Origin of the sequence: Maridesulfovibrio sp. (genome assembly GCF_963666665.1) — a bacterium.
Classification (GTDB): Bacteria; Desulfobacterota; Desulfovibrionia; order Desulfovibrionales; family Desulfovibrionaceae; genus Maridesulfovibrio.
The window spans coordinates 3,344,757-3,357,981 of record NZ_OY762999.1 but is presented as its reverse complement, the minus strand read 5'-3'; the positions used below and the strand labels follow the sequence as shown (position 1 = coordinate 3,357,981).

11 protein-coding genes are annotated in these 13,225 nt (G+C 48.2%); 6 read left to right on the top strand and 5 right to left on the bottom strand.

Annotation, left to right across the window (positions count from 1 at the left end; all coding sequences use genetic code 11):
* Nucleotides 1–266: 266 nt before the first annotated feature.
* From ACKU40_RS15450 to ACKU40_RS15440, 3 genes are read left to right on the top strand one after another with little or no spacing between them, the layout of a single operon-like run.
* Nucleotides 267–1,433, top strand: a complete 1,167-nt coding sequence (locus ACKU40_RS15450; RefSeq protein WP_320173683.1) for a cyclic nucleotide-binding domain-containing protein — start codon at nucleotides 267–269, stop codon at nucleotides 1,431–1,433.
* Nucleotides 1,430–2,206 carry a MotA/TolQ/ExbB proton channel family protein gene (locus tag ACKU40_RS15445; RefSeq protein ID WP_320173682.1) on the top strand — a complete coding sequence of 259 codons (777 nt, stop codon included), beginning with the start codon at nucleotides 1,430–1,432 and terminating at the stop codon, nucleotides 2,204–2,206. Before ACKU40_RS15450 ends, ACKU40_RS15445 begins: the two co-directional genes overlap by 4 nt.
* 12 nt (nucleotides 2,207–2,218) lie before the next feature.
* Nucleotides 2,219–2,944, top strand: a complete 726-nt coding sequence (locus ACKU40_RS15440; protein ID WP_320173681.1) for an OmpA family protein — start codon at nucleotides 2,219–2,221, stop codon at nucleotides 2,942–2,944.
* A gap of 32 nt (nucleotides 2,945–2,976) precedes the next feature.
* On the opposite strand, the gene ACKU40_RS15435 is transcribed toward ACKU40_RS15440, so the two are convergent.
* From ACKU40_RS15435 to ACKU40_RS15425, 3 genes are all read right to left on the bottom strand, one after another.
* Entirely contained in the window at nucleotides 2,977–3,948 is a 972-nt protein-coding gene (locus tag ACKU40_RS15435) for a glycosyltransferase family 2 protein (RefSeq protein ID WP_320173680.1), read from the bottom strand.
* Nucleotides 3,948–4,817, bottom strand: coding sequence for a ChbG/HpnK family deacetylase (locus ACKU40_RS15430; protein ID WP_320173679.1), 870 nt, complete (start codon nucleotides 4,815–4,817; stop codon nucleotides 3,948–3,950). The genes ACKU40_RS15435 and ACKU40_RS15430 overlap by 1 nt, the downstream gene beginning before the upstream one ends.
* Before the next feature lie 76 nt (nucleotides 4,818–4,893).
* Complete coding sequence (locus ACKU40_RS15425) at nucleotides 4,894–5,112, bottom strand: flagellar biosynthesis anti-sigma factor FlgM (protein WP_320173678.1); 219 nt, start codon at nucleotides 5,110–5,112, stop codon at nucleotides 4,894–4,896.
* Between the two features lie 286 nt (nucleotides 5,113–5,398).
* On the opposite strand from ACKU40_RS15425, the gene ACKU40_RS15420 reads away from it, so the two are divergent.
* Nucleotides 5,399–6,025, top strand: a complete 627-nt coding sequence (locus ACKU40_RS15420) for a LysE family transporter (RefSeq protein ID WP_320173677.1) — start codon at nucleotides 5,399–5,401, stop codon at nucleotides 6,023–6,025.
* 81 nt (nucleotides 6,026–6,106) lie between these two features.
* On the opposite strand, the gene ACKU40_RS15415 is transcribed toward ACKU40_RS15420, so the two are convergent.
* Complete coding sequence (locus tag ACKU40_RS15415) at nucleotides 6,107–8,992, bottom strand: insulinase family protein (protein ID WP_320173676.1); 2,886 nt, start codon at nucleotides 8,990–8,992, stop codon at nucleotides 6,107–6,109.
* A 240-nt stretch (nucleotides 8,993–9,232) separates the two neighbouring features.
* Between ACKU40_RS15415 and ACKU40_RS15410 the strand changes: the two genes are divergently transcribed.
* Nucleotides 9,233–9,865, top strand: coding sequence for a peroxiredoxin (locus tag ACKU40_RS15410; protein WP_320173675.1), 633 nt, complete (start codon nucleotides 9,233–9,235; stop codon nucleotides 9,863–9,865).
* A 241-nt stretch (nucleotides 9,866–10,106) separates the two neighbouring features.
* Nucleotides 10,107–10,895 (top strand): methyltransferase domain-containing protein, encoded by a 789-nt coding sequence (locus ACKU40_RS15405; RefSeq protein ID WP_320173674.1) that lies wholly within the window; start codon nucleotides 10,107–10,109, stop codon nucleotides 10,893–10,895.
* Nucleotides 10,896–11,076: 181 nt separating this feature from the next.
* Here ACKU40_RS15405 and ACKU40_RS15400 read toward each other — a convergent pair whose 3' ends face one another.
* The gene (locus ACKU40_RS15400) at nucleotides 11,077–13,179 is read right to left on the bottom strand and encodes a methyl-accepting chemotaxis protein (protein WP_320173673.1); all 2,103 of its coding nucleotides are present in this window, start codon (nucleotides 13,177–13,179) and stop codon (nucleotides 11,077–11,079) included.
* Nucleotides 13,180–13,225: the final 46 nt, after the last annotated feature.

The following is a 13,225-nucleotide window of genomic DNA, read 5'->3' as shown; positions in this document are numbered from 1 at the left end:
GTAAACATAAACTGAGGTGGAAAAAGAGCCGTTTTCTAAAGAACAAATGTGTGTCTCATTAATGCTTCATTATGGTATCCTTGGAGATAAATCCTAGGCGTATTGTTCTTTATACTGATCTAATATATGATAATATGTGTTGTCGCTGTTTTATAGCCGCAGGGTAAGTTGAATTTCCGATGGTATCAGGCGTCAGGTTCTGAGCTGTTATTTCTGAGTTTTTTATTTCTCGCCCGGAAAAAGGGTAATATCGAGGGAGTTTCTTAATGGGGTCCAGCAGTCCTAACATCAAGTCCTTTTATAAGGGGCAGGAAATTTTCAAAGAAGGACAGGAGAGTTCTGTCGCCTATATGATCAAAAAAGGCGCAGTAAACATCTATAAAATCCAGAATAATGAAAAGATTATTCTTGCCCGTCTCGGGGAAGGCGAAATCTTCGGTGAAATGGGCATTATCTCCAAGGGAACCCGTTCCGCCAATGCCGAAGCTGCCGAGTACTGCGACCTCGTCATCCTTACCGATCAGATCATCCTTAAGCTTTTGGACCAGTGTCCGCGTACAGTCCAGTATATGACCCGGTTGCTGGTCAAGAGGCTGCATCGGACCGGAGAAATGATTTCAGCTAAGGGACATCGCAGCAATTTTACCAGTATCTGCAATATCCTTGATCTTGCTTACAGAACTCATATCAGTATGGATCGTGAGCAGGCACGCAAGGAACGAAATCATGATCTCGGTCTTGATTATACCAAGCTCTGCAAGACAATCCGCAGTATCATTCTCGTTTCCCAGAGTGAAATTGACGCAGTAATCGGTAAGCTCAAAAGCTTGAAGATTATCGACGCCATTGATCTGCGCACCGGAAAGGCATTTCCTGATCGTTTTATCCAGATTTCCGATCCTGACAATTTTCTTGAAGTTGCCAACAATCTTTTCAAGGAATTGCAGCAGACTGCTTACACTCCCACATCTGAGCTTCAGATTGTGGATATCTATGAGATTTCTCAGATGCTGGATAGTGATCCCAAGATCATTTACAAAAAAATTGCACAGGAAGATTTTCCGGAAACCATGTTCATGTTTGACCGTAACAAGGTCAGTGACTGGGCTTCTGAAAAAGAGCCTGATTACTTCAGCAAAGTTAAGAAAAAGAAGAAGTCCATTGAAGAACTGGAGGACATCGAAGATATCGTCTACGTGGATAACGCCACCCTCAAGGAAATATTCAACCGGCTGGGCTACCATAAGCTGGGCGTGCTGATGAGTATTGCCGAGGATGACGCCCGCAAGAAGATTCTGGCCAACCTCGCCAAGAAGATTGCCAAGATCGTGCAGGATGAAGTTCGTGATAACGTGGATGAGACTGAAGCCGAAGATGTTCTCTCCGAACTTTTTGAGATGGTCCGGGAAATTAAAGGGGGAGAGAAGAAGTGAATATAGCCACCATAATCGGTATATTCTGCGGTATCGCCATCCTTATGGTTGCAACCTACACCTCCACTGATTCAGTGGGCGTGTTTATCAATATTCCCGGTATCGCCATCGTCGGCGGGGGAACCATCGCTTCCACCTTTATCTGTTACCCATTGCGCGAAGTAATGCGTGTGCTCGGTGTTTTCATGATGGCTATGGGTGCCGATGAATTGCCGCTTGAAAACTACATCAACGTTATTGTCGGTCTTTCCAAGGATGTATCTTCCAAAGGCGAGGAACACCTTGAAGGCAGTCTCAAGAATATCGAGAACGATTTCCTGCGTGAAGGGTTGCAGATGCTTGTGGACGGTTATTCCAAGGAAGAGATCAAAGAGATTCTCGATAACCGCATTCAGCAGTATCACGAGCAGGAATACAGCGCTGCCGGGATTTACCGGACCATGTCCACTCTCTCTCCTGCTTTCGGCATTATCGGGACCCTGATCGGTCTCATCGCCATGATGCAGGGGATGGGCGCTGATATTGCCGCCATCGGTCCGGCCATGGCAACAGCCCTGACCACAACTCTCTACGGCGCGCTTTTCGCCAACATGCTTTTTATGCCCATCGCCATTAAAGTTGAGAAACGGATTGATGAGATTACCCTGCTCATGCGGGTAATTCGCGACGGTATCCTGTTTATTAAGGATAAGACCCCGTCAGCTATCGTCATGGATAAGCTTAAGGGTTACCTGCCTCCGCGTAAGTGGGCTACCGTTAAGGCCAAGAAGTAGGCGGGAAAATTTATGTCGGATGATTTCAGCCTGAAAAAGCCATCACAGGAAGGTGGAGAGGGCGGATGGGCCCTGACTTTGGCAGATATGATGACTCTGCTACTCTGTTTTTTTGTGCTTTTGCTGGCTATCGCCGATGTGGATCAGAAAAAATATAAAGATGTTTCCGACTCGCTGGCTTCAGCCATGGGTGTACCTGTGCCTCCAAAAGGTGAGGCTGATACTTTTGAAGGTGCTCCGGTTGCCCGCAGGGTTATCAGTGAACAGCAGCGCAATATTTTTGAAATGCAGTTGGAAATGGCTCGTCTGGTTGGACGGGAATCTGATGCCCTTAAGATCAAGATGCGTCCTGATTCTGTAGCGATCATACTTAAAGGCGGTTTCTTTTTCCCCAGCGGACAGGCGGACCTGACTTCAGGTGCCAGAAGAGTGCTGGGCAAGATCGCACCTACTTTAGCTAAATCTCCTTATCAGGTCGTTGTTGAAGGGCATTCTGATAATATACCCATTAGTTCAAAGCAGTTCCCTTCAAACTGGGAACTTTCATCGGCGCGGGCCAGTGCTGTTGCCCGTTACCTGCTTGATAACGGATTCAGCAAGAATCGTATCAAAGTGCTGGGTATGGCTGATACAGCCCCTGCCTATCCCAATGAAGATGATAACGGTAATGCCATTCCCGCTAACCAGAAGCGCAACCGTCGGGTTGTCTTGCTGGTTTATCCGCCTAAGAAGAAATAAAAAAGGGGATCGTTTTTCGATCCCCTTTTCTTTTACTTCTTCTCAACAACTTCCCGTATCTGATACGTCTTGGTCCCCATGACAGCGTCATAGGTATTGGCCAGCGATTCGAGGATGAATCCTGTGGACATGAAGCCCAGCGAGCTTAGGTAGAGCAGGATGCAGCCCATGAACGGGGGACGGGTGCCCATGTGGACTCCGAAGAAAACTTTTTCGTAGAGCAGCCAGACCATGATAAGTGATGCGATCATGAACATGAGAAGGCTGATGCGTCCGAAAAGGTAGATGGGACGCTGTTTAAAAGAGGACTGGAACCAGAGCATGACGATGTCGAAAAGAACATCGATGGAACGGGACAGCCCGTAGTGGCTTTCCCCGGCAAAACGCGGGGGAGCGGAAATGGGTACCTCGGAAGTGGAGCCGCCCATGCCATAAACCAGAGCAGGGATGAGCCTGTGCTGTCCTTCACGCAGGGTCATGGAGCGGGCCAGCTTGCCCTTGAGTACGGAAAGTCCGCCCATATCACGAACCTGACAGCCGCTGGTTGCGCGCATCAGGTAGTTGGCGATCTTACTGGGAAGCTTGCGCTTGATCATGGATTCGCCACGGTTGGTGCGGCAGCCGGAAACAAGGTCGTAGCCCTTGCGGATTTCCTCGATCAAGGACGGAACTTCTTCTGGCTTGTGCTGCAGGTCTCCGTCCATGATAACAACATAGCATCCTTTGCTTTCCTGAATTCCGGCATAGATTGCGGTACATTGCCCACGGTTGCGGGCGAGCATGACTCCCTTGAGGTTGGGGTCATTTGCGGACAGTTCGCGGATGATGGATTCTGTGCTGTCGGTGGAGCCGTCATTGACCAGCAGTATTTCGTAGGTGGTGTTCATTCCCTGCAGAGCGGCAGTAATGCGTTTATGAAATTCACGTACGCAACCTTCTTCATTGTGCATGGGAGTGACAATGCTGACTTCGATCTCTCTTTTACATTCTTCAGCTTGTATCATTATTTAATCTCTCCGCTACGGGGATCAATCTGCCCGTAGTTGACAGGGGTCGCCCCCAGTTCTTTAAATATTTGCAGCCATTCCTTGTGCAGCAGGGATTCTGATTCTTCTTTCCACTGAGCTTCCACCCGCATGGAACCGAATTCAGACGGCAGCGGGCCGTCGCCTTCTTGCGGGAGACCGGGATGGCAGACTATTTCTATTATTTCAGGTCGATAAGTTTCGACGTATTTCTTAAAAAGATGCGGGTCCAGATTCTCTTTCTGGTCCCCGATTCCCCATACGCAATCAGCCGTCCGCGGCTGCTTGGGGGGGAAGCTTGCCCCGAGGCAGAGCTGTAAAAATCTGGTACGCAGCATGCCCTTGTCAAAGCGGTTCAGTGGAGTATGCTCAAACGGGCGGCGTATCCATTTGATCCCGTACTTGTTGGCAATTTTGCCTGCAAGATTATAGAGTCCGGGCCATGCATGGATGTGCTTTTCGCTATCAAAATGGGTCAAGCGGATTTTGTGGTCCAGCAGGTATTCAACCTGTGCCGACCATTCCTTTTCCACTTCGGAAAGTTTGATACGACCGCTAAGGTAGCGCAGAAGCAGGGATGTATAATTACCGAAAAGCAGCCCGTCATCATCCACAAGGCTTGGGATGTGGTCCGGGTTGGAGATGGGTTTGCCGCGCAGCAGGTTTAAATGCGCTCCAAGCCCCAATCCTTCATGCTTATCCTGCAAGAGTACGGATTCGGATAAATCCGGACCATTGGCAAGAGTGGTAGACGAGGTAACAACCCCGGCCTCGGCAAGTCTGTCCACTGCACGGCGCACAGCCGGATGCAGCCCGAGATCATCCACATTTATTACAACTAGCATCATACCTCCGGTTTCAGACCCGGCAGTTTAAATGCATGTGGCGTGAAGGTAAAGTAAAATGGTGCGGCAGTGCGCGAGATCAGCCAAAACCGCTGATTTTGGCTTCAGAACGGACCAGATTGATGGCGATTTCTCCAATGGCAGGGCGATAGGTCCCGGCCCGGATCTGGTCGCGGAGTTTGTTAAGTTTATCGCGTCGTTCCGCAGGGTCCTCTTCATTGAAAGAAGCGGCCTGCTCATCGAGCGTAAGTAGACAGGACAGCATGTGGCTGTCTGCGTCAGTCTTGTCGAAAGTCATCTCCCCTCCCGGAGTTGTATTCCAACTATACTGTTTATGGTTTTTTGTGTGTGGTTAATAATCCTATCGTCCATCCGCGTAAGAAATTTAGTGCTGACCGGTAAATATGTTAATTAAGCCCAGGAAAGACAATATCCTGTAATGATGAAGTTTTTTGATGAATGTAAAAACGGTTTACCTGCGAAGTTGCTGTAAATTTTGTTTTAATTTAGTTTAGCTCGGCTGCAGAAAAATCTCTCCGTTCAACGGTATTTTCCGTACTAATCATCTAAACAATTTTTAAAAAATGAATGCAGATATATTAGGATATTTTGCTGCCGGGGCTGCTTTGGGCCTAGGTGCAGGAATGACTCCCGGCCCATTGTTGACCCTTGTTTTAAGTCAGGCCATGGCTCACGGTCCCAAAGAAGGGATCAAGGTGGCTTTTGCTCCATTACTTACGGATTTACCTATTCTGTGTATCTCCTTGCTGGCAATGTCGTGGATAAAGACTCATCCGGCATTTATGGGCATTGTTTCATTTGCCGGGGCAGTCGTTGTCACTATGTTCGGGATTGATTGTTTTAGGACCAAAGCTATTACCCTGCCGGGAATTGAAATTAATCCCGGCTCATTGAAAAAGGGCATGCTGACCAATTACATGAATCCCCATGTCTATATCTTCTGGGCAACTGTCGGGGCACCGACTATCCTTGGAGCAGGGGAGAACGGCTTGTCCGGGCCTATTTTCTTTCTGGCGGGATTTTTCGGCTGTATTGTTAGTGTGAAGATAGGAATTGCCTGTCTTGCCGGAAGATTTAAATCCCTGCTTTCCAGTAGAGCCTACCTGCTGATCATGCGTTTCTTGGGATTTGCGCTATTTGTCTTCGCTGCATTTCTGATTCGGGATGGCTACTATTTTTTAACTTCCTGATTTCTTGTGTCCCTTCAAAATTAAAGCGGCGGAATCGTATCAATACGATTCCGCCGCTTTTTATTTCTATATCTTCAGCTATTACAATACGTCTACGAGATCCAGTTCAAGACCGGATTCTTCCATCGCTTTCTTGCTGCCGAGTACTACAACATCGCCGTGCTCAGCTACGGATTTGGCTGCTGCTCCGAAATTACGGAAATCCTGTTCGCTGCAATTCAGCACCTGATCACGGATGCTCTGCCTGAAGGCTGCATCTTCACCACTCAGGTGGCGGACCATGGAGGTGTATCCCTTGGTATCGGGCAGCATGTAGTTGTCGATCTCACCGATCCCGCCGAGGATGGCTTTTTCCAGCTCATCGCTGTTCACTTCAAGATTGCTCAGGTACTCGGCTACACCGTCGTAGGTGTCGAGTGTACGGGTCAGGTTGGGGTCGCGGTAAGATACAAAACTAAGGCTGCCGGCAGCACGGTCAAACATGGAGAATGAGCCGTATGCTCCGCCCTGTACGCGGACCTTATCCCAGAGGTACCCAGTGCGCAGATAGCGGCTGATTACATGGGCTGCGCCGGAATACTCATAGCCATGCTCGTAAACATCGGCACCCTTGGCGACATAGTTGACCTGTGCGGGAATGCACAGACCTTCAGCCTTGGAGAATGCCTGTCTGTTACGGGTAGCAACGGACTTGCTGCCTGCGGGCAGTTCAGCAATCATTTCTGAGATGGAGCTTTCAACATTACCGAAAGTTTTACTGTCCAAGGTCACGTTGGTCAGCAGGTTGGCCTGATTGAGGATGGTACTGCGGATCGCTTCAAGATCAGCAACCACGGAATCAAAATCATTATCTACGCGTCCAGCCAGCTCACGCAGGAACTCAAGGCCGGAAATGCCGTTCATGAGTTCGTTGATGTATCCGGCTTCGTTGAAGCGGGCTTTCATGCGTGTTGCAGCCATGATGTGGCCGGAGGGGATAAGGGCCTGTTCCTTGCGGGCTTTGGATTCCAGCACCAACTGACGGATGCGTTCCCTGTTGTCCAGAGAAGCTTCGCGGAGCAGTTCGCCCATGATGGAGAGCAGGTCCGAACTGCGTTCGGCAGTTGCTTTACCGCGCAGCACAAAGCGGGTGTAGCTTTCGTCCACGCCATGTTTTGAGTTAACGATGGAGGTGGGGGATATTCCGCCGGTCTTGGCAGCCATGCGTCTGGTCATGGTTACGAAGTCGGTGGATTTTGTTCCGGTCTGGACCAATGCCCGTCCGAAAAGGGGCAGGTAGGGCAGCAGCCTGTCTTCAAGACCTGCGAAATCAAAGGCAAGGTCAAGGTAGATGATGCCGTTGGTATCCAGATCATGGAAAAGCATTTCTCCTTTATTCTCGCAGACGATTTCTTTGCCTTTCTTGTCGAGGTCGGAAACCTTGAGACGGGGGATGGTTGCCAGGGCTTCGGGATCATCGTGGGCTTCCTGTTCTTTCTGGAGCTCTTCGGCTTTGGCGACTACTGCTTTGTATTCGGTATCGTCCATATCAGCACGGGCGGCGGCGAGTTTGGCTTTTTCCCTTTCTTCCCGCTCTGGACCGACTTTGCTGTCCGGGATGAGGAGTACGGAAGTACGGTAATTGTTGTTCAGGAAAATTTCTTCAATAAGAGGCTCGAAGATTTTTTCACCTTTTTCAATGCGCGCTTTGAGGTCTGCCAGAGCCTGTTCATAGCGTACGTATTCAAGGGGATGTTCGTCATAGAGCCATGAAGTTAGGGCAGTGATCATCACTGAAAGACCGCGCGGATAGGAACCGGTGTTGTTCTCGCGCAGGGAGAATTCAATGGTGTTCAGGGCTGCGTCAATGTCTTCGCGGGCAATACCTGTGGCTGCAAGTTCTTTGAGTGTGGAAAAGACCAGTTCTTCAACCTTGGGTGCATCTTCGGCATTGATTCCTTTGAGTCCGGTGGAAAAGTAGAGCTGACGCAGTTCGTTTTCCAGTCCTACTCCGGCCATATCTTCGCCCAGTCCGGAGTCATTGAGGGCCTTGCGCAGGGGAGAGGAGGGCAGGCCGATGAGAATCTGCTCCAGCACGCTCAGTTCTAGGTCGGACATGGAGTCGCGGCCTTGGCTGATGCCGAAGTTGACGGTGAACATGGCTTTCTGGTTACCGTCGTCGGAAGCTGCGTATTTCTTTTCAACTGCCACGGGCTTTTCAAAAGGTGCCTGTATCCCGATCTCGGATTTGGGATCGATCTTATCAAACTGGGAAAAGTACTCGTCTAGCATTGCCAGACGGTGCTCAGGATCATCGTCCCCGTAGAAAAATGCGTAGGCATTGGATGGGTGATAGTATTTGTCATGAAAATCCATGAACTCATCGAAAGTCAGCTCAGGGATTACTTCCGGGTCTCCACCGGAATCAAGACCGTAGGTGATGTCCGGGAATAGGGAATTCTGGGTAGCTTCGTAAAGCAGGCTGTCCGGGGAGGAATAGGCTCCCTTCATTTCATTGAATACAACACCTTTGTAACTCAGGGTGCCGTCTTCTTCGGGAACGTAATGCCAGCCTTCCTGCATGAGGGTGTTTGGTGTCAGGTTGGGGAAGAATACCGCATCAAGATATACGCCCACGAGATTGCGGAAATCCTGTTCGTTAGGGCTGGCTACCGGATAGACGGTTTTGTCCGGATAGGTCATAGCATTGAGGAAAGTCTGCAGGGAGCATTTTAAAAGTTCCACAAAGGGTTCTTTGACCGGATATTTTTTTGATCCGCAAAGTACGGAATGTTCGAGGATGTGCGGCAGTCCGGTACTGTTTTCCGGGGGAGTACGGAAGCTTATGCCGAAAGTTTTGTTTTCATCATTATTAATAACGGACAGAACCCGTCCGCCGGTTTTCTCATGTTCATAGATAACGGCCTCGCCGTTCAGTTCGCTCAGATATTCTCGTGATATTTCTTTGAAGCCATGTGCGTTGGTCATTTATATCTCCATATTTTTGATGATGACCGGAAATTACCTAAAAAAAATTTCCTTGGCAATGAACTAAACATTATTAATTACTTATCTAGAACATATAAAATCAGGCTTTTAAAAACTTAATGATAAAGATTACGATTATTGTTGACATGCTGAAAAGATTTTCATACTCTGCTTTCAACAGATGAGAAAAAAATGTTATTGAAATATTAATTCTGAATTTAACACACAGGAGATAAAAATATGAGCTGCACTGAAGTTTACGAAGAAGTCCTTTCCTCCGCATCAATCGGTGAAACCGTTCCTGACTTTGTCATGGAAGCATATGACCCCGAAGATTGCGGATTTACTGAAGTAAAATTTGAAGAAGTTCGCAAAGCAGGTAAGTGGCTGGTACTGTTCTTTTATCCGGCTGACTTCACTTTTGTCTGCCCCACCGAGCTTGCTGACCTCGCGGATAAGCATGCAGAGCTGGAAAAACTGGGTTGTGAAGTAGTTTCAGTTTCCACTGATACCAAGTTCACTCATCTGGCATGGAAAAATGATGAAAGACTGCTCCAGAATGTAAAATACAAAATGGCAGCAGACACCACCGGTGAAGTTTCCGATTTCTTCGGTGTATACGACCACAACACCGGTCTTGCCCTGCGCGGAACATTTGTAATCAACCCTGACGGAGTGCTGGTTTCTTCTGAAGTCAACTTCTACAATGTCGGCCGCAATGCAGAAGAACTGCTGCGTAAGATTGAAGCAAATGTATATCTCAAGGATCACCCGGAAGAAGCATGCCCTGCAAAGTGGACTCCCGGTGATAAGACCCTGACTCCCAGCGAAAAGCTGGTAGGTAAGGTTTACGAAGAACTCAACGGAGAATAGACAGGGACTTTCCTAGTTGTCTCTTCTATTAGGATAAGAAAAGTTAACCATAATTACAGTCTCCATGGGTTAACATGATATAGACACACTCCTCTCTCCTCATGACCACAGCTGTGCGCCCGGAATCCTCCATGTCCCGGGCGCACTTCTTTTTGTCCGGGTGGAAAAGTTTGACCGCAACACTCATGGAGTTTATTGTGAGAATCTGAGTAGAAATGTTCAAAAAATATTTGAGGTAAATATGGTTTGGGACGGCTTTGATGCGGAAAAATTTGAGACATGGTTCAAAACCCCTGCCGGGCAGTTCGCTCTTGAGCAGGAGGTAAGGCTTATGGATCATCTTATTTCCGGATGGCCCCGCCGTAAAAGAAAGCTGCTGGAAGTGGGCTGCGGCACAGGGCTTTTTCTTGATCATTTGTACCGCTGCGGTTTCGATGTAAGTGGAGTGGATCATTCTCCGGTGATGCTTGAGGCCGCACATAAGCGTTTGGGCAACCGGGCTTCCCTGTATCTGTGCAATGGGGAGCATCTGCCGTTTACGGATAATGAGTTCGATTTCACTGTGCTCTGGACCGTTCTCGAGTTCTGCTCTGAACCGGAAGAAATGCTGCGGGAGGCCGCAAGGGTTTCAGCCGGTGGAATTCTTATCGGATTTCTAAATCGTCATTCAATTTATTTTTTCACCCACGGCAGGATGTGGCCTTGGGCTTCCCCCTCAACTCTGCGTCAGGCCCACTGGTATTCACCTTCCGAAATGCGCAGGGCGGTTAAGAAAACCAGCGGATACAGTCCGATCATGACCCGTTCTGTCCTGCCCGGCCCCATGTGGAGCTGGAAAAACAGGACGCCGCTTAAGCAGCTTAACGGAATTATCTATCCACCGTATTTTGGGGCATTTACAGGATGCCGGGTTGATTTCCATGGCCGTCGGCCTATGAACCCGTTGCATGCTTGGAAGAACATGCCTTCTGCTGTTACATCCACTAAAAGGAAAAGTCTGAAACCGGAATGCTTCCGGGATTCAAAGTAAATTTGCTAAGGCGTTTTCAGGTGAAAAAAGATTCCGCCACACCTTCTTCTCTTGCATGAATCAGGGCAAGGTCGGCTGTGGTGAGGATGGCGCCTGAAAGAGTCGTTAGTTTTTTGTAAAAAAGTAACGGCCGTTATCTTACAGAATAGCGGCCTTTTTTTTTGGGAGGGATAGTTATTAGTTATGAAGCCATCGCCTGAATCAATTTATCAAGCTCTTTGGTCATGTCTGCAATCTCATCAACCGACTGTGCTGCTTGGCGCATAGAACTGCTGGTTTCTTGCGATATGCGGTCAACTTCTTCACTGGCTCTGGTTATTTGTTCCGCTGCAGCTGATTGCTCCTCGGATGCTGAAGCGATGGATTGCACCCGCACGGAAGAATCATCAGAGTAGTTTACGATTTCTTTAAGGACTTCTCCTGCCTTATCGGCTAGTTCCGTGCTTGTGTTAACCGATTTTACAGCAGCTTCAGTGGAAGATATGTTTTTGCGGCTTGAGGTCTGAATGGCAGTGATTGCGTTGTTCACTTCCGTGGTTGCGGTCATTGTCTTTTCAGCGAGTTTACGTACCTCGTCTGCAACTACTGCAAACCCGCGTCCGGCTTCTCCCGCACGGGCAGCCTCAATGGCGGCATTGAGAGCCAGCAGGTTGGTCTGGTCCGCGATATCACTGATCACTTCAATGATGCTGCTGATTCCTTCGGCCTGTTTTCCCATTTCAATGGTGTCCACACGCAAACCTTCAGCCTGCTTTTGGATATCTTCAATGGCAACCATAACCTTGCCCACTACGGTTGCTCCATCTTCGGCTTTTGTTCTGGCAAGGTTTGTATTTTCAGCCGCTTCGGCAGCATTACGGGCAACTTCTACTACCGTGGCATTCATTTGTTCCATGGCGGTTGCAGTTTCAGCGGTTCGTTCACTCTGAATTGCAGCGCCCCGGCTGGCTTCATCAACCTGTTGACTAAGTATTTCCGATGAAGATGCCAATCTTTCAGAAATTGTTGAAGCCTGCTCAGCAAGAGCTGCGACTTTGTGCTGCATACCGATAACATCTGTCTGGTCGACAATGATTTCAAATACTCCGGTAAGTGATCCCTTGTTATCTGATATGGGGATACCGGTATATGATACGGTGGTGTCGGAGTTAATGCTTGCAGAGCGTATGAGGCTTTCAGCGCCTAGGATTTTTTCAAAGTGGGTACCATGCGTATTTTTGCTTAGTTGATTAATGCATTCCTTCCTGTTCTCGGCAGAAGGGACGAGTTCGGAAGATTGTGCTGCTTTGTTGCTGAACAAAACTTTCTGATCTTTACTGATGCAGGTGATGGGGTTGGCAATATCGTCAAGATAATCAACAAGAGAGTCGGCAAGGGTATTGGCATTGTTCATTATTCCGGCAAAGAATCCTGAGAGGGTACTGCTGTCAGCCCTGAAACGCAGATCGCCTAGTTTGATTTTTCCCACTGTCTCTTCAAGTTCCGTTGAAATTGAAGTCAGGCTGTCATTGATTCCCAGCATGGCGAGACTGACGCCCTGAGCCTTATCTCTGATAATTTCTTTCGCTGCATCAAGATCTCCGGCAGCAATTCTGGTGGCAATGTGTTGAATTGCCCGCGGTTCTCCGCCCAGCTGAGACATAATGGAACGGCCAATCAGGATGGTAACTACAACAGAGATAACGATTGCAGCGAAGATTATCGCAATCATTGTATTTTGTCCTGCTGCGTAATCTGATTCAGCCTGACGGTATACGTTTTCGGCAACGACGAGCTGTACATCAATGAGCTTTGCAATGACTTCGGTTACCGGGTCGATGACCGGATACAGCTCTTGCTGGATGTAGCTGATAAGGCCCTGCTCATTGTTTGATTGTAAAATTGAGCGCAGTTTGGCTACGGATTCATCGGCCCGCTCCAATTTGGGTTTTAGCTCTTCGACCAGTCTTTCTTCATCTGTGACCAGCTCAGTGGCAAGGTATGCTTCTAGTTCATTTTTGATATGCTCTTGAGCGGTATCAATATTTTCTATTCCTTGACTCCAGCTCAAAGCAGTACTGCGGACTTTGTGTGATGTGTCTACAATGTTAACTGCGTATTCATCGGAAATGATTTTAAGTTGTTTAAGTGGAATAATTCGGTCAAGGTAAACGGTCCTTAGCCCGTTGTTTGAGTTTGAGGTCAGCTTTAAACCTAAAACTGCGGATAAGACCATCATCAGAATTAAAATAGCGGCAAGCATCCCTATTCGGACACTAATGCGCATGTTGCTGAGAACATTCATGATACCCCTCCATAAGACGTAGCTTATCAATAAGCACTATTGATAT